The organism is Chitinophaga silvisoli (genome assembly GCF_003412465.1).
Lineage (GTDB): Bacteria > Bacteroidota > Bacteroidia > Chitinophagales > Chitinophagaceae > Chitinophaga > Chitinophaga silvisoli.
The window spans coordinates 883,757-909,426 of record NZ_QTJV01000002.1 but is presented as its reverse complement, the minus strand read 5'-3'; the positions used below and the strand labels follow the sequence as shown (position 1 = coordinate 909,426).

Here is a 25,670-nt window from a genome sequence, read left to right as displayed (position 1 = left end):
AATGGTGATATTTCATATAATGAGGCAATAAATAAGTATCTTTGTATGTCTTTCCGGAAAAAATAGTAAACGCATTATCGATATGAAATCATTATCCCAGTGTGCAGCAGAACGTATTCTGATCATAGATGGTGCCATGGGTACCATGATCCAGCGTTATAAGCTGGAAGAAGCAGATTATAGAGGCGAGCGTTTCAAAGATTATCACCTGGATGTAAAAGGCAACAATGACCTGCTCAACCTGACTCAGCCCCAGATCATCGAAGCCATACACAGAGAATATCTCGAAGCTGGTGCCGACATCATCGAAACCAATACCTTTAGTAGTACGACCATCGCAATGGCCGACTATGATATGCAGGCCCTGGCCTTCGAACTGAACGTGGCCGCCGCACAAATTGCAAAAAGAGCTGCAAACGATTATACAGCGAAAAACCCCGACAAACCACGCTTTGTAGCTGGCGCAATCGGTCCGCTGAATAAAACACTCTCCCTCTCCCCCGATGTGAACAATCCGGGCTTCCGCTCCGTTACTTTTGATGAAGTGGTGACTGCCTATTATGAGCAGATCCGCGGTTTGCACGAAGGAGGAGTAGACATCCTGCTCATCGAAACCATCTTTGATACCCTCAATAGCAAGGCCGCTATCTTTGCAGCCAAGAAGTATTTCAGGGATATCAAACAACCAGAACTGCCCATCATGATCTCCGGTACCATCACCGATGCCTCCGGACGTACCCTGAGTGGCCAGACACTGGAAGCTTTCTACATCTCCGTTATGCACGCCAAACCTTTCTCTGTTGGGTTAAACTGTGCATTGGGTGGTGAGCAAATGCGCCCTCATGTGGCTGAACTGGCCCAGATAGCTGGCTGCTATGTAAGCTGCTATCCAAATGCCGGTCTGCCAAATGCATTCGGTGAATATGATGAAACACCGCATGATACCGCCTGCATCATCGAAGACTTTGCTAAAGAAGGTTTTGTAAACATCGTAGGCGGCTGCTGTGGCACCACTCCGGATCATATCCGGCACATTGCCCAGCACGTAGCGAAGATTGCACCAAGACCTTTACCAGTGCAGGAAACAACACTGGCTTAATATAATTTTATCTGCTAATTACCATAGCTTACCAAATGAGCGATACAGTCAATACCGCGCAAACTGACACTGAACAGGAGAAAACTGTCATCAAACCATTCCTCCGCCTGAGCGGCCTGGAACCACTGGTAGTACGACCTGAAACCAACTTCATCAACATCGGCGAACGTACCAACGTGACCGGTTCCAAGAAATTTGCCCGTCTGATCAGGGAAGGACAGTTCGAAGAAGCGCTCTCCGTAGCCCGCCAGCAGGTTGAAAATGGCGCACAGATCCTGGATGTGAATATGGATGATGCCCTCCTCGATGGTGAACAGGCAATGACCACCTTCCTGAACCTGCTCGCCGCAGAACCGGATATCTCCAGGATCCCGGTGATGATCGATTCCAGTAAGTTCAGCATTATCGAAGCAGGTCTCAAATGCCTGCAGGGTAAATGTATCGTAAACTCCATCTCCCTCAAGGAAGGTGAAGAGAAGTTCATCGAACACGCCACTATCTGCAAAAGCTTCGGTGCCGCTGTAGTAGTAATGGCTTTCGACGAACACGGACAGGCAGATACTGAAGAGAAAAAAGTTAGCTTTTGTCACCGCTCCTACAAGATCCTCACAGAGGTAGTAGGCTTTGATCCACAGGATATCATCTTCGATCCAAATATCTTTGCTATTGCCACTGGTATCGAAGAACACAATAACTACGCAGTAGACTTCATCAATGCCACCCGCCGTATCAAGGAACTGATGCCGCTGACCAGCGTAAGTGGTGGTGTGAGTAATATCTCCTTCTCTTTCAGAGGGAATGATGTAGTGCGCGAAGCCATGCACTCCGTATTCCTCTTCCACGCTATCAAAGCGGGTATGAACATGGGAATCGTAAATGCAGGTATGCTGCAGATCTATGATGAAATCGAACCACAGCTGCGTGAGCTATGTGACGATGCCATCCTCAATCGCCGTGAAGATGCAACCGAACGCCTCATCGCCTTTGCCGAAACCGTAAAGGCAAAAGGTAAGGTGATTGAAAAAGACGAATCCTGGCGCCATGGCTCTGTAGAAGAAAGACTGAGCCACGCTCTCGTAAACGGTATCACCGATTATATCGAAGCCGATACCGAAGAAGCCAGACAAAAATATCCCCGTCCGCTGGATGTGATCGAAGGTCCGCTCATGGATGGTATGAACGTAGTTGGCGACCTGTTCGGCAGCGGTAAAATGTTCCTCCCACAGGTTGTAAAAAGCGCCCGTGTGATGAAGAAATCCGTAGCCGTACTGACTCCTTTTATCGAGGAAGAAAAGGCCCGCCTGGTAGCTGAAAATGGAGGCGTGATCAAATCAGCAGGTAAAATCCTGCTCGCTACCGTAAAAGGCGATGTTCACGACATCGGTAAAAATATTGTGGGCGTGGTATTGGGTTGTAATGGCTACGACATCATCGATTTGGGCGTAATGGTACCTGCAGATAAGATCCTGCAGACCGCCCGCCAGGAAGATGTAGACATCATTGGTCTCAGTGGCCTGATTACCCCCAGCCTCGACGAAATGGTACACGTAGCCAGAGAAATGAAACGCCAGCACTTTGAAGTACCATTATTAATAGGTGGCGCTACTACCTCCCGTACACATACCGCCGTGAAGATTGCAACTGAGTATGAACATGGTGTCATACACGTACTGGATGCATCCCGCAGTGTGACCGTAACCGGCAACCTGCTGAACAAAGCACTGAAGAAAAACTTCCTGCAGGAAGTAACTGCGGAATACACGAAACTGAACGAAAACTTCCGGAACAAGAAACCCGTGAAACAATACCTGCCAATCGCAGAAGCCCGCCAGAATAAGGCAATCCGCGATTGGACCGGATTCAACCCAGTAGTTCCAAAACAACTGGGAGTGCAGGTATTCAAGAGTTATAACCTGGCTGAAATAGCTGAATATATCGACTGGCAACCCTTCTTCATTTCATGGGAACTGCATGGTAAATTCCCCGCTATCCTGACCGACGAGGTAGTAGGTGTGGAAGCAAGCCGCCTGTATGAAGATGCAAAAGCAATGCTAAAACGCATCGTAGAAGAAAAATGGCTCACTGCCAATGCCGTAATTGGCCTCTTCCCTGCCAGCAGAACTGCTGATGATACCATTACCGTATTGTCTCCCAAACCAGGTCAGGGAACTGTGAAACTGGAATGCTTACGCCAACAGATCAAGAAAGCACCAGGTCAGCCAAACCTTTCACTGGCGGACTTTATCGCTCCTTCTGATACTGGTATACAAGATTACATGGGTGCCTTTGCAGTAACTACAGGTGGCGATATCGAAGGCTGGCTGGAGAAATTTAAGGCAGACCATGATGATTATAGCAGCATCATGCTGAAAGCCCTTGCAGACAGACTTGTAGAAGCCTTTGCAGAGCTGATGCACGAACGCGTGAGAAAAGAATTCTGGGGTTATGCTTCAGAGGAGCACCTGAGCAAAGATGACCTGATCAGAGAAGAATACGCGGGTATCCGCCCTGCACCAGGTTATCCTGCCTGCCCTGAACATACAGAGAAATACAAGATGTTTGATATGCTGGATGCTACTGAGCATACCGGTATCACCCTGACAGAATCACTCGCCATGTATCCTGCTGCAAGCGTGAGTGGCTGGTACTTTGCAAATCCGGCAGCCAAATACTTTGGTATAGGCAAGATTGAAAAAGACCAGGTGATCGACTATGCGGAGCGCAAAGGCTGGACTGTAGAGGAAGCAGAGAAATGGCTTAGACCGGTACTCGAATACGACATGTAAAAACTTCGTTATAATTTTTAGCTGAATGCCGGTGGTTGCGCTGCAATCACCGGCATTCGTATATTTACAGTATGAGAATCATATCGTACAATGTAAACGGGCTACGTTCGGCCATGACAAAAGGCTTCACAGAATGGCTCAAAACAGACCCCGCCGATATCATCTGCTTACAGGAAATCAAAGCGCACAAAGACAATGTGGATTTTCGACAGTTTGACGAGCTTGGTTATGAACACTACTGGTACCCTGCCCAAAAGAAAGGCTACAGCGGTGTGGCGGTCCTCACCAAAATAAAACCAGATCATGTGGAATATGGAAACGGCTACATGCAGAGCGATGCCGAAGGAAGGGTCATACGCCTTGATTTCGGCGATCTGACACTCGTTAACACATATATTCCATCCGGCACCAGTGGAGAGGAAAGACAAACCTATAAATACCAATGGCTGGATGAATTCTTTGCTTACCTGCATACACTCAAAGCTACAAGACCTAATATAATAGTGTGTGGAGACTATAATATCGTCCACAAACCCATCGACATTCATGACCCTGTAGGCAATAAAAAAAGCAGTGGCTTTTTGCCTGAAGAACGTGCCTGGCTGGATAAACTATTTGAAAGTGGCTTTGTAGATACCTTCCGCCATTTCTGTCAGGACCCTCATCACTATAGCTGGTGGAGTGTTCGTGCCAATGCACGCAATAATAATAAAGGCTGGCGTATTGATTATATCAGTGTCACCGCCCCCCTGCAGGAGAAATTGAAAGAAGCTAAGATCTACCCTGATGTAAAGCATTCCGATCACTGCCCGATATACCTGCAATTGAGCCACTAACAAGGACTTCCGACTATGATTATATTTAACATTACCACCCTGGTATCACATCCCATCAACGACAGATGGCTGCAATGGATGAAAGAAGACCAGATTCCTGCAATTATGAACACCGGTTTATTCCATGATTACCGCATATGCAGGCTGCTGGAGCAGGATGAGGAAGATGGTCTCACCTACTCCGTACAATTCTTCACAGATACACTGGAGAACTACCAGACTTACATAGACGAATACGCACCGGTGCTTCAAAAACGCGCTTATGACCTGTTTGGCAGCCAGTTTGTGGCCTTCAGAACCGTGATGCAGGTAGTATAACATCTAAACTTATCCACAGGAAATCCACTGTTTATAGGGGATTGTGAGTTTGGTACAATACTTGGAACACTCTGACGTTTATTATAAAACCAGTAGCAAATTGCCACTAGCAGCGGGTTTCAGCAATTAACTCCTGTTTCGCTCATACATCCATATCATGAGTGAATCAGCTGTAACCGTTACCTGTAGCCCTTTTCAGCCGATAAAATTTTGCTTAAAAAAGATGCAAAAAATTTGGTAATCTGATAAAACGCGCTATATTTGCTCACATCAAACATTTTAATTCACTAGTTAAACTTACTAGCTATGAACAAAGCCGAATTAATCGACAAACTGGCAAAAGATGCCGGTATCACTAAAACCCAAGCTAACGAAGCACTGGATTCTTTCACTAAAGCTGTTGCTGATACCCTGAAAAAAGGTGGTAAAGTAACCTTAGTAGGTTTCGGTACTTTCTCTGTTTCTAAACGTGCTGCTCGTAACGGTAGAAACCCACAGACTGGCCAGATCATCAAGATCAAAGCTAAGAAAGTTGCTAAATTCAAAGCTGGTAAGGCTCTGTCCGACAAGCTTTAATCTGTTAGCTTACCTTATTCAAGCAAGGAACTTCACTGTTTCTTGCTTTTTTTATTTTATATAGGTCCACCTTTTGTCCACCTTCTGTTCGACGCTTCTTCGACGCTTCTTCGACCTTTCTTTGATACTTGTTCGATGCTTGTTCGATGCTTGTTCGATGCTTGTTCGACCTTTGTTCGATGCTTCTTCGATACTTGTTCGACGCTTCTTCGACCAGAAAAGGCATGTGGCCCGCTAAATTCAATCCAGATTGGTACGTCTCCCCCTGGAATGTCCCGATTTGTGGTATTTTCCCTTTTTTCTGTAATTTGCACCAATTAATAATAAACAATCAAACTGTCTAACAATGGGTAGAGGTGATATCAAAACCAAAAAAGGTAAGATTTTCAGTGGTTCTTTCGGAAAATCAAGACCTGCTAAGCCTGCGAAAGCTGCTGCTGTTAAAGCTGCAAAGGCTGCTGCAAAACAAGCTTAAAATTATTAAAGAGGCTGACCACCTAAACATGATCAGCCTCTTATAATTTTATCAGGGTGCCAGACGCTCTATCTTCCAGCTACTTCCTTCCTGACTGTACTGGATACGGTCATGAAGCCGGCTACTGCGCCCCTGCCAGAACTCCATCGCTACCGGTTTCACAATATATCCACCCCAGTTCTCCGGTCTCTCAGGCGCATGCTTCTCATATTTCTCAGTCACTGATTTTACCTTCTCTTCCAGGAAACTCCTGTTCGGAATAACCTTGCTCTGTGGAGACGCAATCGCACCAATTCGGCTGCCTATCGGACGGCTGTTGTAATACTCCGTACTCATAGCCGCATCCACCTTGGATACTACCCCGTCTATACGCACCTGCCTTTGCAGCTCTTTCCAGAAAAACAACAGGGATACATGTGGATTAGCTGCCATCTCGTGGCCTTTACGGCTATCATAATTGGTAAAGAACACAAAACCATCCTTATCAAAACTCTTTAACAATACAATACGGGTAGTAGGAATCCCTGCGGAGGTACTGGTAGCCAGCGTCATCGCATTGGCTTCATCTATCTCTCCGGTGAGGGCTTCATTCCACCATTTTTCAAATTGCTGAATAGGATCCTGGGCTACTTCGCTTTCGTCCAGTTCGGCAAGTGTATAATCCTTGCGCAGGTCAGCTACTTTTTTGTTTAGCATGGGCCAATAATTTACTGCCACAAAGATACAGCAAGCCCCGGGCAACAAAGCGCTAAAATGCTTGATTGTCATCAGTATCAAGCCCCACAAAAAGAATATGAATAATTATTAATTTTAACCCATGAGAACCATACTCCTTATTATTATCTCAGCTATTTTACTGGTATCCTGTGGTGACAGACATCCCAAACAAGCTGCTGTGAGTCTCCCCAATTTCAGGACCACACCCTATTTCTACGTACAACTCAAAGGAACCCTGGCAGGTAAAAATATTACAATGCAACTGACCAAGGGCAATCCAGCCATGTACCGCGGATATTATAGTTATGAAGAATCAGGAGAGCCAATCGCCATCTGGGGAAACCTGGACCAGAACAATATGCTGGTATTATATGAGAGTACGGACGAAAAAGAAGAACGCTTTTTTACCGGCATCCTTGATAGCGCCGGCGTATATAAAGGCAAATGGAGAGGAAGAGGCACAACTTATGAGTATACCCTCACTGCCAATATGAAAGACGCAACGCCATTAACTGTATATTATGGAGAAGACTCACTCAAATTATTCCCGGCCAATCCTAATACCCCGGAAGCAGTAGCGACCAATGCCATCTTATGGCCGGCCCCTGGCCTGGACGATGCTACAGCTGCTTTCATCCGCAATACCGTCACTGGCAATCCCATATTTGATAACCCTGTCCGCTACCTGAGAAGGGATATAGACTCCTTCCTGGTTACTTACAAAACCACTGAAACCGATATCGATACCACGCAGGAAATTCCTGCTACCGCCAGCTGGTCTGCCGATGCCGATATGAAAGTAGTGTATAACCACTATCCCTATTTGTGCATTGAATCATTCACCTATGAGTATACAGGGGGCGCACATGGCAATTACGGCTCCATTTACAAGGTTTTGGATCTTAGTAAGAAGAAAGTATTAACGACAGATGACCTGTTTAAACCGGGCTATAAAGAGGCATTACCGGCATTGCTGGAAAAAGCTTACAGGAAGATTTTCAGGGTAAGTGAAGAAGTTTCTTTAAAAGACCAGTTACTGGTCGATAAAATTCCGGTGAATGAAAACTTTTTCATCACCGACAAGGGAATAGGGTTCTGTTATACGCCTTATGAGATCGGGCCTTATGCCATGGGCCAGGTCAACCTGTTCGTCCCTTTTACGGAGCTCAAAGCATACCTGAAATAAAGCAAATCGGGGAATTGCTAAGCAATTCCCCGATTTGAAATAAGTTTATCCTTTTACCAGTGTCCCCACATTCTTTCCCATAATTACCTGGAGCAGATTGCCAGGACGATTCATGTCGAACACAATGATCGGGAGTTTATTTTCCTGACACAGTGTGAAGGCGGTCATATCCATCACATTCAGTGATTTCTGATACACCTCAGAGAAGGTAATGGTTTCGAACCTTGTAGCAGTTGGATCTTTCTCCGGATCAGCAGTATAGATACCATCTACACGTGTTCCTTTCAGGATCACATCTGCCTGGATCTCGATAGCACGGAGGGAAGCAGCTGTATCAGTGGTGAAATACGGGTTACCGGTACCGGCACCAAAGATCACAACACGGCCTTTTTCAAGGTGACGGATGGCTCGGCGGCGGATGTAAGGTTCTGCGATCTGCTCCATTTTGATAGCTGATTGCAGGCGGGTATATAAACCTACCTTTTCCAGACCACTCTGCATGGCCATACCATTGATAACTGTCGCCAGCATCCCCATATAGTCGCCCTGAGCACGCTCAATCCCTGTCTCCTTCTCGTTCATACCACGATATATATTACCACCACCAATCACGACCGCAACCTGCACGCCCAGATCAGTAGCAGCTTTAATATCGTATGCATACTGGGAGATCACTCTGTGATCAATCCCGTAATTACCTTCCCCCATAAGGGACTCACCGCTTAGTTTAAGTAAAATACGCTTGTACTTTGGCAACATGACTATTGAAAAATGATATATTAATTGAAGTTAGTTATCTCTTACTGCGCCCCTAAGATACAAAAAATGCGGAACGCGGAATTTCCGGGGCAGGTTTACCCGTTGTTGACACTACATGATTTCCGTTAGGCACAAAAAAAAGGAGAGAAAAACTTCTCTCCTTTTTTTACCGGGAATTTATTATCCCAATGCGATTCTGCTGAATCCTGTTACCTTCAGGCCTGCACTTACAGACTTCAGGTAATCACCAACAGATTTATTATTATCTTTTACAAAAGCCTGCTGTAACAGGGTATTGTCTTTGAAGAATTTGTTCACCTTACCCATAGCGATTTTCTCAGCCATGTCTCCGGTTTTACCTTCAGCAGCGATCTGCTCGAGAGCGATTGCTTTTTCACGAGCCACCAGATCTTCCGGAACACCAGCTGCATCTACAGCGATTGGGTTCATAGCAGCGATCTGCATAGCTACGTCTTTACCTACTTCTTCAGCTACAGCTTCAGAGAAACCTACCAGTACACCCATACGGTAGTTACCATGGATGTAAGCAGTTACAGAAGCAGCGCTGATCTTTTCGAAACGTGCCAGGGTGATCTTTTCACCGATCTTAGCTACCTGGTCGTTTACTTTATCATTTACTGTTGCGCCATCCAGCGTAGCAGCACCCAGTTCTTCTACAGTGTTAACACCGGAAGCCAGTGCCAGGTCTACCAGAGACTGAGCAAACTTGATGAAGTCTTCGTTCTTGGCTACGAAGTCAGTTTCGCAACCCAGTGCTACTACCACGCCAGATTTGCCATCAGCAGCAGTCTTAGCAATGATAACACCTTCTTTGGTTTCACGGTCAGAACGTAAAGCGGCTACTTTTTGGCCTTTCTTACGCAGATAATCAACTGCTTGTTCAAAATCACCATCGCTTTCTACCAGCGCCTTTCTGCAATCCATCATACCTGCACCTGTTTGCTGACGCAGTTTGTTTACATCAGCGGCTGTAATTGTTGCTGCCATAACTTATAATGAGTTTAAGAGTATTAAGTTTATATGAATTTTGCTACTTGTCCGGTTTATATGACCAATTGCGAACCACAGATCAGGTAAGCTGTCCACGGTTCGCAATTGATCTATTTAGTCATGAACAGAATTATCTTCCGCCACCACCTGGTCTGCTACCACCAGAACCTGCTGGACGACGCTGTCCGCCGCCACCGCCGCCTGGACGGTTACCACCACCGCCACCAGGACGGTTGCCACCTGGACGATTGCCGCCACCGCCTTGACGGTTGCCGCCACCGCCACCAGGACGGTTGTTGTTACCACCAGGACCACCTGGGCCACGACCACCTGGCTTACGACCTCTTTCACCACCACGATCATCACCGCCTTCGAGTTCGAATTTCAGAGACTTGTTGTCTTCTTCTTCTTCTTCAACTACGTCGTCAGTTTTCTCGTTAGCTCTTTCAGCCAGACCCTCTGCAATAGCTGCAGCGATATAGTTAGTAACGATTGCAATAGATTTAGTAGCATCATCGTTCGCTGGTACTGCGAAATCTACCTTGGTAGGATCGGAGTTAGTATCTACCATACCGAAGGTGGAGATACCCAGACGACGAGCTTCTGCCAGTGCAATGTGCTCATGGCTGATGTCAACCAGGAACAGTGCAGCAGGAACACGAGCCAGCTGAGCGATACCACCCAGCACCTTCTCCATTTTCTCCTTGTCACGTGTTAAGGTCAGACGCTCTTTCTTAGTGATGCTATCGAAAGTACCATCAGTCAGCATTTTCTCGATGCTCTGCATTTTCTTCACACTCTTACGGATAGTGGTGAAGTTGGTCAGCATACCACCTAACCATCTTTCAGTCACGTAAGGCATGTTTACACGCTTAGCCGCTTCTGCTACGATTTCTTTAGCTTGCTTTTTTGTTGCAACGAACATGATCTTCTTACCGCTCTTTGCGATAGATTTCAGGGCTGCAGCAGCTTCCTGTAATCCTTCAACGGTTTTGTTCAGATCTATGATGTGAATACCTTTCTTTTCTGCGAAAATGTAAGGCAGCATTTTTGGATTCCATTTCTTCTTCAGGTGACCGAAGTGTACACCTGCCTCCAGTAACTGCTGCTGTAATGAGGTATTATTTTCCATGTTATTATACTCTGTTATAAAAGGTCAATGTTAATAATCTGCGAAGGGTATATACTACCACCACGCATTCATCACGATTAGCGTTTAGAGAACTGGAAGCTTCTTCTGGCTTTAGCTTTACCTGGTTTCTTACGTTCAACGCCTCTAGGATCACGTTTCAGTAATCCAGCCGCTTTCAGTGCAGGACGGAACTCGATGTTCACTTCACACAGTCCGCGGGCAATACCCAGCTTCACTGCTTCTGCCTGACCCTTGATACCACCACCAGCAGCATTTACCTTTATATCAAATTTATCCAGAGCGTCGATTGTTTTCAACGGCAGTTCTACCTGATTCTGCAGGTAAACCAGCGCGAAATATTCTTTATAGTCTTTGTCGTTTACTGTAATTGCACCAGTGCCCTTGCTGATATACACGCGAGCTACGGCTTCCTTACGACGACCAATAGTATTTTTTTGCTTTTCCATGTATCAGAGAAAAATTAGAAAGTTAAGGATTTAGGTTTCTGCGCAGCATGCGGATGCTCAGCGCCGGCATATACAAACAGTTTTTTGTACATAGCACGTCCCAGACGGTTCTTAGGCAGCATGCCCTTAACAGCTCTTTCAATCACCACTTCCGGACGACGACGGATCAGCTCCTTAGCAGTCTCTGCCTTCTGACCTCCAGGATAACCTGAGTAAGTCAGATATTCCTTGTCATTCCATTTATTACCAGTCAACTGGATCTTTTCAGCATTGATGATGATTACGAAATCTCCACAATCAGTATGAGGAGTATAGTAAGGCTTGTTCTTACCTCTTAAAATGGACGCAATCTTCGCGCTCATCCTACCCAGTGTCAGGTTGGTAGCGTCTACAATATGCCAGTCACGCACTACAGTTGCGTCGTTGGCAGATTTAGTCTTGAAGCTTAAAGTATTCATTATAGTAAATAAAATTTACGCTTGAAATATGATCCCACACAATTTGGGAGTGCGAAGTTAATTCACATACTTTGAATAACCATACATTTTGAGACATTTTTTAGATAGCACCCTCACAAGATATTGATTTTCAATAAATTTTTTGACTCAGAATTATTAACATAGCCGGTGGAATATTTAGTTGGGCTGTTTTTCCCCTGTTTATCAAACAGGAACATATATGGGGCAATTATTATAAACGAAAAGGCCGGAAGCAGTCTCTTACTTCCGGCCCTTTAATTATGACAAAGTGCTTGCTTACTAATTCCTGTCCCTTGCATTCAGGAATAAAAAGATATACTGTAACAGCGTTACTACCGAAGCTACCGCCGCTACCACATAGGTCATAGCCGCCCACCAAAGCGCATCCTTCGCCTGATCATGCTCCCGGGGCCTCATCACATTCGTATTGTCCAGCCAGATCAATGCCCTGCGGGATGCATCGAACTCTACCGGCAATGTTACCAGCGCAAACAAAGTTGTCAAACTAAATAATAAAATACCAATCAGTAAAGGGGCCGATGTCCAGTACAAAGCAAATACCCCGATCATCAGCACAAACTGCAACCATTGCGAACTAAACTGCACCAATGGCACCAGCCTGGACCTTAAACCCAGCCAGGCATAAGACTTCTGATGCTGGATCGCATGCCCGCACTCATGAGCAGCCACCGCAGCGGCCGCTACATTCGCTCCGGAATAGACCTCCGGACTTAAATTCACAGTCTTGTTGGCAGGGTCATAATGGTCAGTCAGAAACCCATCCACAGATATCACCTGCACATCATATATCCCATTCTCACTCAACATCTTCTGCGCTATCTGCTTCCCGGTCAGCCCGGATGAGGTAGGTACCCCACTGTATTCCCTGAATTTTCCCCGCAACCGGTAACTCACCAGCATACTGATCCCAACAAAAATCAGTGATACTATCAACATTCCAGGTGTCATAAATAGAATAAGTGTTTATTTTTTTACAAAATTACCCCTTACTAAGATCAAATTCCCCTCCAAATCCACCCTTCCAAAAGGATTTATGATTTCCTTAAGAAACTACCCCAATTCTTCCCCCAGTCACCTGACAAACAGAAATTTAACACTGTCATTATGTCCTCTTTTGTAATTTTTAAGTCATAAATCCGGACGATATGACAGATATAAATAAGCGCTTTATGACCCTTTTTTCATATATATTTTTGGGCGTTATCAATCCTATTTATCAACCTTTTACGCCCTTTCAATGAAAGTATAATTAAATACCGGGAAGCCCTGAAATGGGCTCTGGGAGCCGATCTGTCACATTACAAAAACTCCTCAAAAGTTATTCACATCGATTAAATAAACTTTTTTATTCTGAAGCCATTTAGTAATTTAGACCTGAATTTAATGGGTTAGTAAGTAGAAAGAGTCAGCAGAATCTTCTGTTGGCTCTTTTCTTTTTTAACCAATTTTTTTCCACCCCAATTTTTCCCTTTTTAAACTTTTTTATGGATAGCACTGCTCATTTTTTTAGTGCTTTTATCACCTTTGCTACATGAAAATAAAATCAGCATTCTTCTGTCAGAATTGTGGATACGAATCAGCTAAGTGGACAGGTAAATGTCCTTCCTGTAATCAATGGAATACATTTGTCGAAGAAAAAATTCAGAAAGATGTTCCTCTACGCAATCAAAGCTGGCAGCAAGAAAAAGAGAATGGTCGAAATAACATTGTGAACCTCAGCGAAGTAAGCGCAGTTGAAGAAGAAAGACTACTCACCCCCGATGTAGAACTGAACCGTGTACTCGGTGGCGGTATTGTTCCCGGATCACTCGTACTCGTAGGCGGTGAACCAGGAATTGGTAAAAGCACTCTCTTCCTGCAAAATGCATTGCACCTTAAAAATATCACTACACTATATGTAAGCGGCGAAGAAAGCGCATCCCAGGTAAAGATGCGCGCAGACCGTCTGCAGGCCACCAACGATCAGTTCTACCTGCTCACGGAAACCAATACCCAGACCATCTTTCAGGAGATTAAAAAACTCCGCCCGCAACTGGTAGTCATCGACTCCATTCAAACATTGCAATCACCTTTCATCGAATCCGCTCCAGGCAGCGTATCTCAAATCAGAGAAACCGCCGCCGAAATGCAACGCTTCGCAAAAGAAAGTCATGTACCCGTTTTCCTGATCGGACATATCACTAAAGATGGTTCCATCGCAGGCCCGAAAATTCTGGAACACATGGTGGATACTGTATTGCAGTTTGAAGGTGATCAACACTATGCTTACCGCATATTGCGTACCATCAAAAACCGTTTTGGATCCACCGCAGAACTGGGCATCTACGAAATGACCGGCACCGGATTAAGACAGGTAACCAATCCATCCGAAATTCTCATCTCCCAGCGCGAAGACCTCCTAAGTGGTGTAGCCATCGCTTCTACGATGGAAGGTATGCGACCTATGCTCATCGAAGTGCAGGCACTCGTTACACAATCAGTATATGGTACTCCCCAACGTACCGTCACCGGTTTCGATCTGCGTCGCCTGCAACTCCTACTCGCCGTACTGGAAAAAAGAGGCGGCTTCCACTTCGGTGTCAAAGACGTATTCCTCAATATCGCCGGTGGTATCCGCGCAGAAGATCCTGCTATCGATCTCGCAGTACTTTGCGCACTGCTATCTTCTTACGAAGACATTGCCATTGCCAACAAAATCTGCTTTGCAGGCGAAGTAGGTCTGAGTGGTGAAATACGCGCAGTCAACCGCATTGAACAACGCATTGCAGAAGCAGAAAAACTGGGTTTCGATAAAATCTTCGTGAGCCGGTATAATAAAAAAGGAGCCGACTTCAGTAAATTCAATATTGAAGTGATTCCTGTAGGCCGCGTAGACGAAGTATACAGCAGATTATTCTAAACAAATACATGTTTACAGCATTACTCCATCTTTGTTTTCCCCATGTATGTGAGAGCTGTGGTATCACACTCACACCTACAGAGGCATTCCTTTGTCATCAATGCACTATACAATTACCGCGCACCGGCTTTCAGCACTTCGCAGAAAACCCTGTCGAAAAACTTTTCTATGGAAGAATACCCGTACAGCATGCACTGGCTGCTTACTATTTTTCTGAAGCCTCCATGCTACGCAAGCTGGTGCATAAAATAAAGTACCGGCACAAAAGGAAACTAACAATCTTCATGGGAAGGCAGATGGGCAAAATACTCCTGCAAACCAGCTGGATCCATCAGATCACCTGTATTGTACCAGTACCTGTTACTAAAAAAAGGGAGAAATTCCGTGGCTATAACCAGTCCGCTTTGCTCTCAGCAGGTATCGCAGCAGTAATAGGAAAACCAGTGTTACCACATGCACTTAAAAGAGTCGTTTTCACCGGCTCTCAAACAAGGAAAGGAAGAATACTCCGCTGGCAAAATGTGGAACACGCCTTTCAGCTGGAACAAGCCGGATTACTGAAAAATGAACATGTATTACTGATAGACGATGTAATCACCACAGGCGCTACCACTGAAGCCTGTGGAAAGCTCTTTCAACAGGCAAATATTCCGTTCAGCATTTGTTCCCTGGCTTATGCACGCCATTAACTCCTAATGTGTGATTTATTCTATAATTTCAATACAAACTTTGTAGGTATGTTAAAAACATTGCTCATCTCGTTACTGATATTTATGAAAAGCAGCGCGATTTATGATTTTAAAGTTGATGCTGTAGATGGTGGTAAAATCAATTTTGCCGATTACAAAGGCAAGAAGATCCTGATCGTAAACACCGCTTCTCTCTGTGGCAATACACCACAATATGCAGAGCTGGAAAAACTGTACGAGAAGTACAAAAAGAACCTGGTGATCATCGGTTTCCCCGCTAATAATTTCGGCTCCCAGGAACCAGGCAGCAACCAGCAGATCCAGGAATTCTGTACCAAAAAATATGCAGTCACATTCCCAATGGCCGCCAAGATTTCCGTAAAAGGTGCAGACATCCATCCGATCTATAAATGGCTGTTAGAACAAAGCAAGGAAAAACATTTCGAACCTGCAGAAGTACAGTGGAACTTCCAGAAGTACCTGCTGGACGAAAAAGGAAACCTCGTTGCCGTGTTCGCACCAAAAACACAACCTAATTCCGCAGAGGTAATCGCTGCAATCGAAAAGAAATATTAGCAGTATGCTTATTTAATGCAAAGCCGGCCACCGGCCGGCAATGAAAAAAACGCTTATGCCTGAGGTGTAAGCGTTTTTTCTTTTAATTTGCACCCATGCTTTTCTCCAATATCATAGGTCAGGACGACATCAAGCTCCAATTGCTCAACGCTGTCACCCAACACCGCATCAGCCATGCCATGATCCTGCTGGCCCCGGAAGGTGCCGGTGGTCTGCCCCTTGGCCTTGCCTTCGCCCAGCACCTGGTATGCGAAGACAAACAGCCGGAAGGCCCCTGCGGTAAATGCCCTGCCTGTATCAAAGCAGAAAAGTACATTCACCCCGATATTCACTTCTCCTACCCTGTCATCCCAAAGAAGACAGGCGATAAACCCGTAAGTGCCGATTTTGCCAGTGAATGGCGTGAATTCATCGCCGAACATCCTTACGGCAATGCATATGACTGGTTACAATTTATAGGAGCTGAAAATAAACAGGGAAATATTACGGCAACCGAATGCCAGGATATCATTCGCAAACTAAGCCTGAAAAGCTTCGAGAGCAAATACAAAATCCTCCTCATGTGGATGCCCGAGTACCTGGGCAATGAAGGTAACCGACTGCTCAAACTAATCGAAGAGCCACCAGATGATACCATCTTTATCCTGATCGCCGAAAACCAGGAGCAAATACTGGCCACCATCCTCTCCCGTACCCACCTCATCAAGGTGAATCCACTTCCCAAAGATGTGCTGGTAAACGCACTCGTGACCAGGGCCAATGCACCCATAGCCAGAGCCCGTCAGGCAGCTACCATTGCTTCCGGCAACTACCGGGAAGCCCTTGCCCTGCTGCAAAACTCTGAAGATGACTACCACGAGCTGCTGCGCAACTGGCTCAACTATATCTTCACCAACAATCGCCTGGCCCTCCAGGAATGGATCGAAGGCATAGCCAGCACCAAAATGGGTCGCGAAAACCAAAAACAATTCCTCCGCTACTTCATCAACCTCCTGGAACATACCCTGAGACTGAAGTACATAGACAAAAGCCAACTGGCCTTTTCCGAAGAAGAGACCGACTTTGCCTTCAAACTGCAAAAACTCGCGAACCTGCAGCAAATGGAACTCATCATGCAGGAGCTGGACAATGCGAGCTACTATATTGAACGCAATGCCAACGCCAAATTGCTGTTCCACGCCCTCAGTATCAAATTACAGTACATTTTTAAACATAAGCCTATCCCGGCCTGTTAAACCTATATTGACACGACGGGACATTACTTTTTCCGTTACCTTTGTTACTTTCGCCCTTTTGTATATATAAGGGGAATTACGTATTTTAAAGCGTTCGGGACAATACCGGATGCATATCAATTAACTCTTTTAAATATATAAATATGGCTTGTGCCGGATGTGGTACAGGTGCAGAGGGAAAGCCGTCAGGATGCAAAAGTAATGGAGGTTGTAGCACAGGTGGATGTAACCGATTAAATGTTTTTGACTGGCTGGCCAATATTCCCTTAAGTGATAGCTTAGCACCATTTGATATTATAGAGGTAAGTTTCAACAACGGAAGCAGGAAAGATTTCTTCCGAAACGTTACCAAACAGTTCCTGGATAAAGGAGAAATGGTAACGGTAGAAGGAGTGAGTGGTTTTGACGTAGGCCAGGTAAGCCTCACCGGCGAACTGGTCAAACTCCAGATGAAGAAGAGAAGGATCGAAGATACCCCTGAAGTTAAAAAAGTATTGCGTCGCGCCAGCAATGAAGATCTGCACAGAATGGGTGAAAATAAAACCCGCGAAAAAGATGCCCTCGTCAAAGCAAGAGCAATAGCCCGCAGTATAGGCCTCGAAATGAAACTCGCCGAGGTAGAAATTCAGGCCGATGGACGTAAAGCAACCTTCTTCTACACTGCTGATGACCGTGTTGACTTCCGTGAACTGATTAAGCTCTACGCCGGAGAATTCCGTGTTAAGGTGGAAATGCGCCAGATAGGTGCCCGCCAGGAAGCCGGTAAAGTAGGCGGTATCGGTAGCTGCGGCCGCGAATTGTGCTGCTCTACCTGGCTCACTGACTTCAAAAGTGTTAATACCACTGCTGCACGTTACCAAAACCTTTCCATCAATCAGGCAAAATTGTCCGGTCAGTGTGGCCGTCTGAAATGCTGCCTGAACTATGAGCTCGATACTTACCTCGACGCACTGAAAGACTTCCCTGAAGATGCAGATAGCATTGAAACTGCCAATGGCGTTGCTACCCTGCAAAAGAGAGATATCTTCAAAAACCTGATGTGGTATAGCTATGGCGACAGCAACAAGCAATACCCGCTTACCATCAGCCGCGTAAAAGAAATACGCCACCTGAACAAGCAGAACATCAGACCCGAAGACCTGAAACCAGTTGAAGTCGTAGCAGGTAAACCAAAAGAAACCGACCTTGGATTTGCAGATGTAGTAGGCCAGATCAGCCTGCGCTCTCTGGAAAAAACATCCCAGAAACGCAAACACAAAGACAAGGAAAAACAAAAACACAAACAACAGCAACAAGGCGCTAAACCTGCTGAACAATCTGCTCAACCGCAAAAGCCTAAACAGCCTCAGCCTCAGCAGCCGCAACAACAGCAGAAACCTAAACAGCCGCAACAGGGACCTAAACCTCAGGGGCCTAAACCTCAACAGCAGCAGCCAAAACAACAGCAGCAGCAACCAGGTAAACCCCAGGGACCCAAACCTCAGCCAAAGCCACAACAACAAGGTGGCGGAGGCCAGCAGCCTCCTCAAAACAGGCCGCCGAAACCTAAACAAAAACAACAGAAATAAAATAGAAAACGCTTCTGCTAAAAACAGAAGCGTTTTTTTATTTAAACAATCTTATTCTTTCGCCGTTAATACTAAAAGGCCGCCCAAAAGAGCAGCCTTTATTAATAATTGGTTTTTGCTTATGAAAATTTTTAAATCCGATCGTTGTAATGTTAGACGACTCATACCGCAATTTGTTACGGTAGTTTAACTTTCATTCTCAAACAAAAGTTTATAGTAATACATATTCGTGGCTTCATCAAAACCCCGCTCAATCAATTCCCTGTTACCGTGTATGTATATATGAAAATTCTTATCCAGTTTTAGAATACTCTTGAATACCTTCTGCTGCTTCTTAAAAGCTGGCGCTGATATATCAAATTCATCCGGTATCTCCTGCCTATAATCCTGTTGATATTGCTCTCTGTACTCCTTAAACGATTCGATAGCATCCGGATGCCCCAGTACTTCCTGCGCAAAATCGTCCATCTGAAATTGCTCTTTCTCCTTAAAATAAGCTGCTGATTTGTTGAGCAGATCAACCTGATCTATCCTGCTCATTTCGTACTCACTGGGTAGCTTCTCGCTGATGAATTGCTTACACATGTTCACCGCCAGCTCCGTCTGATGATAATTATCCTCCCTCCTTTGTACCTGCAGGAAAGCATCTTTCCAGTATACAGCCTCATTCTGCTTGCTGATACTATCTATTATACTGACTTTATAACCCTCTTCTTCTTCTGTATTAAATACAAGACACCCCTTATCCAGCTTGTTGATATTAATACCGTCATCGTAATTTACCTGGTAGCTTTCGTTGGACAAGTATACTTTCAAATAGGTATCTCTCGTTTCTGATTTAAATATACCAATGGCCTCCACATCCTCTCCATCCACCTGACACTTGCTAAAGTAGGCGATATACAACTCCCCTCCCTTGATTTTAGGATGTGTGGAATGCTTATATAGATGCTTTGCTATATTTACAGATTGCTCATGAAAATTGTCCCGATTCTCAAATATACGACGGCAATATTGAAAAATCTCATTTAATTGGAGCTCAGCCTCATGGTAAAAGCGGAAGTACTCCGCTGCATTTGTAAAAGGCTGAATAAAATAACTCAGCAAGAGCTGACTGATGGTCTCATCCTGTAATTGCAAAGGCTCCTGGGAGCAGATCAGGGACTCTTCCTGAGAGGCGTTGCCCACCTTGTGGATCGATAGCAGCTCCAGGTCTTTAAATTCAGAAACATGTATCATGCCGGCGAAAATAGTGAAAATTAACCCATTGAAGGGTGAGGGAATCCCCTATTTCACAAACCTGCCAGCAACATCTACATGCACATCCTGCCAGCAGTAACATGATGCTGAATTCATATAAACCACCTGATACCCTTCAAATATAAACGGAACAGATGCCTGCGTCGTACTATAACATTACAAACGTATAGAATATTTATACTGTTTGGATTCTTATCTTTCTGGCTCAGCATTGCACACCGGCACAAATTTTACTATCTTAATCTCTCATCGTCAATCTTTCTATCATGAAACAACTTATCTGTTTATTAATAGGTCTCACCGCAGCAGCGCAGCTAAAAAGCCAGGATTTATACAAGACAAAAGACCTTACCAAAGAGCAAATGTTCTCCGTGAACATCGAAGGACCACATTACGATAAGTCAGGCTATCTCTACGTAGTCAACTTTGAGAAAGATGGTACCATCGGCAGAATCAATACCAAAAACGGTAGTGGGGAAGTATTCGTAACCCTGCCAGACAACAGTGTTGGCAATGGCATTCATTATAACAGCAAAGGCCAGATGTTCCTGCCTGACTTCATTAACCACAATGTACTCCAGGTAGATCCAAAGACCCGGAAAGTCAGCGTATATGTTCACAATGACAAGTTCAATCAACCCAATGATCTCTGCATAAACAAAAAGGACCAGATCTATGCCTCAGATCCTAACTGGAAACAATCTATTGGCCAGATCTGGCGCATCGATAAAGGCGGAAAAGCCGTGCTGCTGGAACCCAACATGGGCACCACCAACGGGATTGAACTGAGCCCCGACGAAAAAACACTCTATGTTAATGAAAGCGTACAACGCAAGATCTGGAAGTTCGATGTCGACAAAGACGGAAACCTGAGCAACAAACAGCTCTTCGCCGAAGTACCAGACTTTGGCTTCGATGGTATGAAGTGTGATAAAGCAGGTAACCTGTATGTAGCCCGCTGGGGCAAAGGAGTGATCTGGGTATTATCTCCTGCCGGTAAAACGATCAGGGAAATTCCCCTCAAAGGCAAGCAATGTAGTAACCTTACCTTCGGTGGCCCGGATGGCAAAACAGTCTTTGTTACATTACAGGATCGCAAGTGTGTAGAAACTTTCCGGGTAGCAACTCCCGGTAAAAAATACTAAAAACAAAAAAGCGGTTGAGTCTCCTGACACAACCGCTTTTCTGTTATATATATCCGTATTAGATATTCAAACCACCACAGGCACTGATCGTCTGACCTGTTACATAAGCACCCAGGTTAGAAGCCAGGAACAAGGTTACGTTTGCAATATCCTCAGGGCTACCAAAGCGACCCAATGGAATTTTCTCAATGTAAGCCTGCGCGCCCGTACCCTCTTTCAGGTAGTGCGTCATATCAGTTTCTACGAAACCAGGTGCCACCGCATTTACACGGATGTTACGGCTACCCAGCTCCTGTGCTATCGACTTGGTAAAACCAATAATACCAGCCTTGGAAGCAGCATAGCTACTCTGACCAGCATTACCCTTGATACCGATAATAGAACTCATGTTAATAATGGAACCAGACTTAGCCTTCATCATCGGGCGGATCACATGCTTAGTCATGTTATACACGCTCTTCAGGTTGATGTCCATTACATCATCCCACTGATCAGGACTCATACGCAGCAGCAGGTTATCTTTGGAAATACCCGCATTGTTCACACAAATATCAATAGCGCCGAACTCTTTCAGTACATCAGCGATCAACGTTTCGCATTCCTCGTAAACACCGGCATTGGATTTATAGGCTTTCGCCTTTACTCCCATACCTTGCAGCTTCTGCTCAAGCGCTTTGGCTTTTTCATCAGAGCTCAGGTAAGTGAAAGCTACATTTGCACCCTCTTCTGCAAATTTGATAGCGATAGCTTCTCCAATACCACGGCTGGCCCCGGTGACGATAGCTACTTTGTTTTCCAGTAATTTCATATAGACGTATTAGTTAATGGTTTCCCAATTATATCACACCAGTGATACCAGTGAATTTTAGAATTTCCTCAACATGCTGACGGTCGTTGTTCAACCTTGGCACTTTGTGCTGACCACCCAGTTTGCCTTTGCTCTTCAGCCATTCGGTGAAGGTGCCTTTCGGCAGCACATGCAATACTGGTCTGCGCAAAGCCATATCTTTGTGACGCTTGGCCTCATAGTCAGAATTGATAGATTTCAGTGTCCGATCCAGTACATCGATGAAGTGATCTACACTATCCGGCATCACATCAAAATCAAGTAACCATTCATGACCTCCCGCTTCCCCTTCGCTGAAATAAATAGGGGCCGCCGTATAATCATTTACGATGGCACCGGTTTCTTCACATGCCTGGGCAATCGCCTTATCTGAATTCTCGACAATCAGTTCTTCTCCAAATGCATTGATAAATGATTTGGTACGACCACTCACCTTCACACGGAATGGAGATACAGAAGTAAACTGCACCGTATCACCCACCATATAGCGCCATAAGCCACCATTGGTGCTGATCACCAGCGCATAGTTTTTACCTTGTTCCACTTCATTCAGCTGCAGGGTCTGTGGATTTTCTTTTCCTACTTCTTCCATTGGCATAAACTCATAGAAGATTCCATGGTTCAGGAACAACAACAGTCCCTCCTGCCCGATCACATCCTGTGCAGCAAAGAAGCCTTCAGATGCATTGTAGGTTTCCAGGTAAAACATATCCGGCTTGCGGATCAGCTTTTTGAACTGCTCACGGTACGGCGTAAAACTTACACCACCATGCATATACAGCTCAAGGCTGGGCCAGATGTCCGCCAGGTTGTCCTTACCGGTGATCTCAAAGATCCTTTTAATCAATACCATGGTCCAGGTAGGTACCCCTGCTATAGAGGTCACATTCTCATGAATCACCGTATTGGCCATACGCTCAATCTTCTCCTCCCACTCATCCATCAGTGCAATAGACAGATCCGGCGTGCGGATCATATTGCCGTAGAATGGCATGTTCTGGAGCATCACAGCACTCAGGTCACCAAAGTAAGAATCGCTGTCCGGAGCCAGTTTGTTCACCTGGTGACTACCACCGATTACCAGTGACTTGCCGGTGAGTAACCTGGACTCAGGATAATTATTATAGTAAAGAGAAAGTACGTCGCGGCCTGCACGATAGTGACATTCATCCAGGCTTTCTACAGACACAGGAATGAACTTGCTCTTATCGGCAGTAGTACCACTGGATTTGGCAAACCATTTTATGGGTGTATTCCACAAGATGTTTTGCTGGCCTTCCATGGAACGCTGAATATATGGCTTCAGGGTATCATAATTATGAATGGGTACCCTTTGTTTGAACTCTTCGATCTTATAGATCTGGGAGAATCCATATTGCTTGCCAAACTCAGTATACTGAGCGGCACTAAGTAGGTTTTGAAATACCTGCTGCTGCACCTGCAGGGGATACTGCATAAAATATTCTATGCGCCCCATGCGCAAACGCGCCAGTTGTGATATTGCAGGACTTAATATTCTCATAATAGGATGGTAGGAACGGAGTAGTTGTAGTTATTTCTGCTTAGCTGCTTCGTCCAGATAATTTTTACGACGTAAAATAAAATTCTGTCCAAGATACACTTTCCTAACCTGTTCATCTGCAGCTAATTCTTCGGCTGTTCCGGCTTTCAATATTTTCCCTTCAAACAGCAGATATGCGCGGTCAGTAATTGATAAGGTCTCCTGTACGTTGTGGTCAGTGATCAGGATTCCAATGTTTTTATATTTAAGGCGGGCTACGATAGATTGGATATCTTCTACAGCAATAGGGTCAATACCGGCAAATGGCTCATCCAGCAGAATAAATTTAGGATCTACCGCCAGTGCCCGGGCAATTTCTGTACGTCTGCGCTCACCACCACTCAATACATCGCCGGGACTCTTACGCACATGGGTAAGACGAAACTCTTCCAGCAGACTTTCCAGCTTTTCCTTCTGTTCTGCCTTCTTCAGGTTAGTCATCTCTAATACCGCGGCAATATTGTCCTCCACACTCAACTTACGGAATACGGATGCCTCCTGGGGAAGATATCCTATCCCCATCTTGGCCCGTTTGTACATAGGTAGCTTGGTGATGTTTACTTCGTCCAGAAATACCTGTCCTTCGTCCGGCTTGATCAGGCCCACCACCATATAAAACGTAGTTGTCTTACCGGCACCATTCGGGCCCAGCAATCCAACGATCTCTCCCTGAGTTACCTCTACAGAAACTTGATTGGCTACCGTTCTCTGACCGTAGCGCTTTACCAGCTGATCTGTATGTATTTTTAATGCCATATGTTGAAACTTAGCAAAAATAAGCATTTACTTCAGCTTTCAATGCCGGGTAATTCTTGCCTGTGCTTTTATCTACGAATCTCGCACAAAGGTTTGTAAATATTCGGACTATTCGAGAATTATTAGATGATAATTCTAAGAGATGCATTATTTTTGTCCGGCTACATATATTAATAAGCCCACTTGCTATGAAAGTAACAGAACATATCGCACAGGCAAAGGATACGTTGATCTCTTTCGAAATTCTGCCCCCACTGAAAGGAAAGAGCATTGAGTCCATATATGATCATCTGGACCCCCTGATGGCATTCAAACCTGCATTTATCAATGTTACCTATCACAGAAGTGAGCACATGTTCAAAAAACGGTCTGACGGCACCTTCGAAAAGGTGGAAATCCGTAAAAGACCCGGTACGGTAGCCATTTGTGCTGCCGTCATGAACCACTATAATGTGGATGCCGTTCCTCACCTCATCTGTGGAGGCTTTAGCCGCGAAGAAACGGAGAACGCCCTCATTGACCTCAACTTCCTGGGTGTGGACAATGTACTGGTACTGCGTGGGGACGCTCCTAAGAATGAACCCTCCTTCGAGCCGGAACCTCATGGCCACCGCTATGCAGAAGAATTGCTGCACCAGGTAGTGAACATGAACAATGGTATGTACCTGGAAGAAGACCTGCAGGGCGGCGTAAAAACCAAATTTTGCATTGGCGTTGCCGGTTATCCCGAAAAACACTTCGAAGCCCCTAATCTCGCTACAGATATGAGTTACCTGAAGCGGAAAGTAGAGAACGGGGCGGATTATATCATTACCCAGATGTTCTTTGACAACCAGAAGTTCTTTGACTTTGTCAAAAAATGTCGTGAAATGGGAATTACAGTGCCCATCATTCCGGGCCTTAAGCCAATGACCACCCGCAAGCAGCTGACCGTACTGCCAAGGGCCTTCCATGTAGATATTCCAAACGACCTGGCCACCGAAATCCTGAAGTGTAAAACAGATAAAGATGTGGAACTGGTAGGTACCGAATGGCTGATTCAGCAGTCAAAAGAACTGAAGGAATTTGGAGTACCTGTACTGCACTATTACACCCTGGGGAAACCGGAAGTGATCAGAAAAGTAGTAGAAGCTGTGGTTTAACCACACTTCACCTCACATACCAACCCGCTTTTGCCCCAGGTAAAAGCGGGTTTTTGCTTTAAAATAAAAATGCCATTACGTGGAAACGTAGTGGCATGTCCGAATAACTGTCACACTTTTGTTTTATCAA

The 25,670-nt window shown here is 45.2% G+C and carries 25 protein-coding genes; 14 read left to right on the top strand and 11 right to left on the bottom strand.

Annotated elements, in window-relative coordinates:
• The first annotated feature begins 82 nt into the window (after positions 1-82).
• The 6 genes from DXN04_RS09965 (at position 83) to DXN04_RS09935 (ending at position 6,090) form a co-directional block, all read left to right on the top strand.
• Positions 83-1,099, top strand: a complete 1,017-nt coding sequence (locus tag DXN04_RS09965; RefSeq protein ID WP_116853178.1) for a homocysteine S-methyltransferase family protein — start codon at positions 83-85, stop codon at positions 1,097-1,099.
• 35 nt (positions 1,100-1,134) lie between these two features.
• Complete coding sequence (gene metH / locus DXN04_RS09960) at positions 1,135-3,885, top strand: methionine synthase (RefSeq protein ID WP_116853177.1); 2,751 nt, start codon at positions 1,135-1,137, stop codon at positions 3,883-3,885.
• Positions 3,886-3,956: 71 nt separating this feature from the next.
• Complete coding sequence (locus tag DXN04_RS09955) at positions 3,957-4,721, top strand: exodeoxyribonuclease III (RefSeq protein ID WP_116853176.1); 765 nt, start codon at positions 3,957-3,959, stop codon at positions 4,719-4,721.
• Positions 4,722-4,736: 15 nt separating this feature from the next.
• On the top strand, positions 4,737-5,039 hold the full coding sequence (locus DXN04_RS09950; RefSeq protein WP_116853175.1) for a DUF4286 family protein: 303 nt from the start codon (positions 4,737-4,739) through the stop codon (positions 5,037-5,039).
• 306 nt (positions 5,040-5,345) lie between these two features.
• Positions 5,346-5,615: an HU family DNA-binding protein gene (locus DXN04_RS09945; protein ID WP_012788562.1), complete on the top strand. Its 270-nt coding sequence runs from the start codon at positions 5,346-5,348 to the stop codon at positions 5,613-5,615.
• A 346-nt stretch (positions 5,616-5,961) separates the two neighbouring features.
• A complete protein-coding gene (locus DXN04_RS09935) occupies positions 5,962-6,090 on the top strand; it encodes a 30S ribosomal protein THX (RefSeq protein WP_072362758.1) in 129 nt (42 codons plus the stop codon).
• A gap of 51 nt (positions 6,091-6,141) precedes the next feature.
• Here DXN04_RS09935 and pdxH read toward each other — a convergent pair whose 3' ends face one another.
• The gene (pdxH, locus tag DXN04_RS09930) at positions 6,142-6,786 is read right to left on the bottom strand and encodes a pyridoxamine 5'-phosphate oxidase (RefSeq protein WP_116853173.1); all 645 of its coding nucleotides are present in this window, start codon (positions 6,784-6,786) and stop codon (positions 6,142-6,144) included.
• Positions 6,787-6,907: 121 nt separating this feature from the next.
• On the opposite strand from pdxH, the gene DXN04_RS09925 reads away from it, so the two are divergent.
• The gene (locus tag DXN04_RS09925; protein WP_116853172.1) at positions 6,908-7,993 is read left to right on the top strand and encodes a DUF3298 and DUF4163 domain-containing protein; all 1,086 of its coding nucleotides are present in this window, start codon (positions 6,908-6,910) and stop codon (positions 7,991-7,993) included.
• A gap of 45 nt (positions 7,994-8,038) precedes the next feature.
• Here DXN04_RS09925 and pyrH read toward each other — a convergent pair whose 3' ends face one another.
• The 6 genes from pyrH to DXN04_RS09895 all read right to left on the bottom strand — a co-directional run bounded on the left by pyrH (position 8,039) and on the right by DXN04_RS09895 (position 12,810).
• A complete protein-coding gene (gene pyrH, locus DXN04_RS09920) occupies positions 8,039-8,752 on the bottom strand; it encodes a UMP kinase (protein WP_116853171.1) in 714 nt (237 codons plus the stop codon).
• A 180-nt stretch (positions 8,753-8,932) separates the two neighbouring features.
• Positions 8,933-9,760, bottom strand: coding sequence for a translation elongation factor Ts (tsf, locus tag DXN04_RS09915; RefSeq protein ID WP_116853170.1), 828 nt, complete (start codon positions 9,758-9,760; stop codon positions 8,933-8,935).
• 133 nt (positions 9,761-9,893) lie between these two features.
• Positions 9,894-10,895, bottom strand: a complete 1,002-nt coding sequence (rpsB, locus tag DXN04_RS09910) for a 30S ribosomal protein S2 (RefSeq protein WP_116853169.1) — start codon at positions 10,893-10,895, stop codon at positions 9,894-9,896.
• Between the two features lie 77 nt (positions 10,896-10,972).
• Positions 10,973-11,362 carry a 30S ribosomal protein S9 gene (gene rpsI, locus DXN04_RS09905; protein WP_116853168.1) on the bottom strand — a complete coding sequence of 130 codons (390 nt, stop codon included), beginning with the start codon at positions 11,360-11,362 and terminating at the stop codon, positions 10,973-10,975.
• Positions 11,363-11,376: 14 nt separating this feature from the next.
• Positions 11,377-11,820, bottom strand: coding sequence for a 50S ribosomal protein L13 (gene rplM / locus DXN04_RS09900; protein WP_116853167.1), 444 nt, complete (start codon positions 11,818-11,820; stop codon positions 11,377-11,379).
• A 300-nt stretch (positions 11,821-12,120) separates the two neighbouring features.
• Positions 12,121-12,810, bottom strand: coding sequence for a zinc metallopeptidase (locus DXN04_RS09895; protein WP_116853166.1), 690 nt, complete (start codon positions 12,808-12,810; stop codon positions 12,121-12,123).
• Positions 12,811-13,393: 583 nt separating this feature from the next.
• On the opposite strand from DXN04_RS09895, the gene radA reads away from it, so the two are divergent.
• The 5 genes from radA (at position 13,394) to DXN04_RS09870 (ending at position 18,829) form a co-directional block, all read left to right on the top strand.
• Positions 13,394-14,761, top strand: coding sequence for a DNA repair protein RadA (gene radA / locus DXN04_RS09890; RefSeq protein ID WP_116853165.1), 1,368 nt, complete (start codon positions 13,394-13,396; stop codon positions 14,759-14,761).
• An 8-nt stretch (positions 14,762-14,769) separates the two neighbouring features.
• Positions 14,770-15,450 carry a ComF family protein gene (locus tag DXN04_RS09885; protein WP_147319886.1) on the top strand — a complete coding sequence of 227 codons (681 nt, stop codon included), beginning with the start codon at positions 14,770-14,772 and terminating at the stop codon, positions 15,448-15,450.
• 48 nt (positions 15,451-15,498) lie between these two features.
• On the top strand, positions 15,499-16,026 hold the full coding sequence (locus DXN04_RS09880; RefSeq protein ID WP_116853406.1) for a glutathione peroxidase: 528 nt from the start codon (positions 15,499-15,501) through the stop codon (positions 16,024-16,026).
• A gap of 95 nt (positions 16,027-16,121) precedes the next feature.
• A complete protein-coding gene (locus DXN04_RS09875; protein ID WP_116853163.1) occupies positions 16,122-17,261 on the top strand; it encodes a DNA polymerase III subunit in 1,140 nt (379 codons plus the stop codon).
• Positions 17,262-17,404: 143 nt separating this feature from the next.
• Positions 17,405-18,829 carry a PSP1 domain-containing protein gene (locus tag DXN04_RS09870; protein ID WP_116853162.1) on the top strand — a complete coding sequence of 475 codons (1,425 nt, stop codon included), beginning with the start codon at positions 17,405-17,407 and terminating at the stop codon, positions 18,827-18,829.
• A 186-nt stretch (positions 18,830-19,015) separates the two neighbouring features.
• Here DXN04_RS09870 and DXN04_RS09865 read toward each other — a convergent pair whose 3' ends face one another.
• Entirely contained in the window at positions 19,016-20,068 is a 1,053-nt protein-coding gene (locus tag DXN04_RS09865) for a nucleoid-associated protein (RefSeq protein WP_116853161.1), read from the bottom strand.
• A 287-nt stretch (positions 20,069-20,355) separates the two neighbouring features.
• Here DXN04_RS09865 and DXN04_RS09860 point away from each other — a divergent pair, with 287 nt between their 5' ends.
• Positions 20,356-21,234, top strand: a complete 879-nt coding sequence (locus DXN04_RS09860; protein ID WP_116853160.1) for an SMP-30/gluconolactonase/LRE family protein — start codon at positions 20,356-20,358, stop codon at positions 21,232-21,234.
• A 58-nt stretch (positions 21,235-21,292) separates the two neighbouring features.
• Here the strand turns inward: DXN04_RS09860 and fabG are convergent, their stop codons facing one another.
• From fabG to lptB, 3 genes are read right to left on the bottom strand one after another with little or no spacing between them, the layout of a single operon-like run.
• Positions 21,293-22,042 (bottom strand): 3-oxoacyl-[acyl-carrier-protein] reductase, encoded by a 750-nt coding sequence (gene fabG / locus DXN04_RS09855; RefSeq protein ID WP_116853159.1) that lies wholly within the window; start codon positions 22,040-22,042, stop codon positions 21,293-21,295.
• A gap of 28 nt (positions 22,043-22,070) precedes the next feature.
• A complete protein-coding gene (locus tag DXN04_RS09850) occupies positions 22,071-23,603 on the bottom strand; it encodes a GH3 auxin-responsive promoter family protein (protein WP_116853158.1) in 1,533 nt (510 codons plus the stop codon).
• 30 nt (positions 23,604-23,633) lie between these two features.
• Entirely contained in the window at positions 23,634-24,398 is a 765-nt protein-coding gene (gene lptB, locus DXN04_RS09845; RefSeq protein WP_116853157.1) for an LPS export ABC transporter ATP-binding protein, read from the bottom strand.
• A 188-nt stretch (positions 24,399-24,586) separates the two neighbouring features.
• On the opposite strand from lptB, the gene metF reads away from it, so the two are divergent.
• Complete coding sequence (metF, locus tag DXN04_RS09840) at positions 24,587-25,540, top strand: methylenetetrahydrofolate reductase [NAD(P)H] (protein WP_116853156.1); 954 nt, start codon at positions 24,587-24,589, stop codon at positions 25,538-25,540.
• Positions 25,541-25,670 lie beyond the last annotated feature (130 nt).

What these genes read in the sequence shown, in the direction of transcription:
- DXN04_RS09965 (WP_116853178.1), top strand. Translation starts at nt 83, where the DNA reads ATGAAATCATTATCCCAGTGTGCAGCAGAACGTATTCTGATCATAGAT.
- metH (WP_116853177.1), top strand. Translation starts at nt 1,135, where the DNA reads ATGAGCGATACAGTCAATACCGCGCAAACTGACACTGAACAGGAGAAA.
- DXN04_RS09955 (WP_116853176.1), top strand. Translation starts at nt 3,957, where the DNA reads ATGAGAATCATATCGTACAATGTAAACGGGCTACGTTCGGCCATGACA.
- DXN04_RS09950 (WP_116853175.1), top strand. Translation starts at nt 4,737, where the DNA reads ATGATTATATTTAACATTACCACCCTGGTATCACATCCCATCAACGAC.
- DXN04_RS09945 (WP_012788562.1), top strand. Translation starts at nt 5,346, where the DNA reads ATGAACAAAGCCGAATTAATCGACAAACTGGCAAAAGATGCCGGTATC.
- DXN04_RS09935 (WP_072362758.1), top strand. Translation starts at nt 5,962, where the DNA reads ATGGGTAGAGGTGATATCAAAACCAAAAAAGGTAAGATTTTCAGTGGT.
- pdxH (WP_116853173.1), bottom strand. Translation starts at nt 6,786, where the DNA reads ATGCTAAACAAAAAAGTAGCTGACCTGCGCAAGGATTATACACTTGCC.
- DXN04_RS09925 (WP_116853172.1), top strand. Translation starts at nt 6,908, where the DNA reads ATGAGAACCATACTCCTTATTATTATCTCAGCTATTTTACTGGTATCC.
- pyrH (WP_116853171.1), bottom strand. Translation starts at nt 8,752, where the DNA reads ATGTTGCCAAAGTACAAGCGTATTTTACTTAAACTAAGCGGTGAGTCC.
- tsf (WP_116853170.1), bottom strand. Translation starts at nt 9,760, where the DNA reads ATGGCAGCAACAATTACAGCCGCTGATGTAAACAAACTGCGTCAGCAA.
- rpsB (WP_116853169.1), bottom strand. Translation starts at nt 10,895, where the DNA reads ATGGAAAATAATACCTCATTACAGCAGCAGTTACTGGAGGCAGGTGTA.
- rpsI (WP_116853168.1), bottom strand. Translation starts at nt 11,362, where the DNA reads ATGGAAAAGCAAAAAAATACTATTGGTCGTCGTAAGGAAGCCGTAGCT.
- rplM (WP_116853167.1), bottom strand. Translation starts at nt 11,820, where the DNA reads ATGAATACTTTAAGCTTCAAGACTAAATCTGCCAACGACGCAACTGTA.
- DXN04_RS09895 (WP_116853166.1), bottom strand. Translation starts at nt 12,810, where the DNA reads ATGACACCTGGAATGTTGATAGTATCACTGATTTTTGTTGGGATCAGT.
- radA (WP_116853165.1), top strand. Translation starts at nt 13,394, where the DNA reads ATGAAAATAAAATCAGCATTCTTCTGTCAGAATTGTGGATACGAATCA.
- DXN04_RS09885 (WP_147319886.1), top strand. Translation starts at nt 14,770, where the DNA reads ATGTTTACAGCATTACTCCATCTTTGTTTTCCCCATGTATGTGAGAGC.
- DXN04_RS09880 (WP_116853406.1), top strand. Translation starts at nt 15,499, where the DNA reads ATGTTAAAAACATTGCTCATCTCGTTACTGATATTTATGAAAAGCAGC.
- DXN04_RS09875 (WP_116853163.1), top strand. Translation starts at nt 16,122, where the DNA reads ATGCTTTTCTCCAATATCATAGGTCAGGACGACATCAAGCTCCAATTG.
- DXN04_RS09870 (WP_116853162.1), top strand. Translation starts at nt 17,405, where the DNA reads ATGGCTTGTGCCGGATGTGGTACAGGTGCAGAGGGAAAGCCGTCAGGA.
- DXN04_RS09865 (WP_116853161.1), bottom strand. Translation starts at nt 20,068, where the DNA reads ATGATACATGTTTCTGAATTTAAAGACCTGGAGCTGCTATCGATCCAC.
- DXN04_RS09860 (WP_116853160.1), top strand. Translation starts at nt 20,356, where the DNA reads ATGAAACAACTTATCTGTTTATTAATAGGTCTCACCGCAGCAGCGCAG.
- fabG (WP_116853159.1), bottom strand. Translation starts at nt 22,042, where the DNA reads ATGAAATTACTGGAAAACAAAGTAGCTATCGTCACCGGGGCCAGCCGT.
- DXN04_RS09850 (WP_116853158.1), bottom strand. Translation starts at nt 23,603, where the DNA reads ATGAGAATATTAAGTCCTGCAATATCACAACTGGCGCGTTTGCGCATG.
- lptB (WP_116853157.1), bottom strand. Translation starts at nt 24,398, where the DNA reads ATGGCATTAAAAATACATACAGATCAGCTGGTAAAGCGCTACGGTCAG.
- metF (WP_116853156.1), top strand. Translation starts at nt 24,587, where the DNA reads ATGAAAGTAACAGAACATATCGCACAGGCAAAGGATACGTTGATCTCT.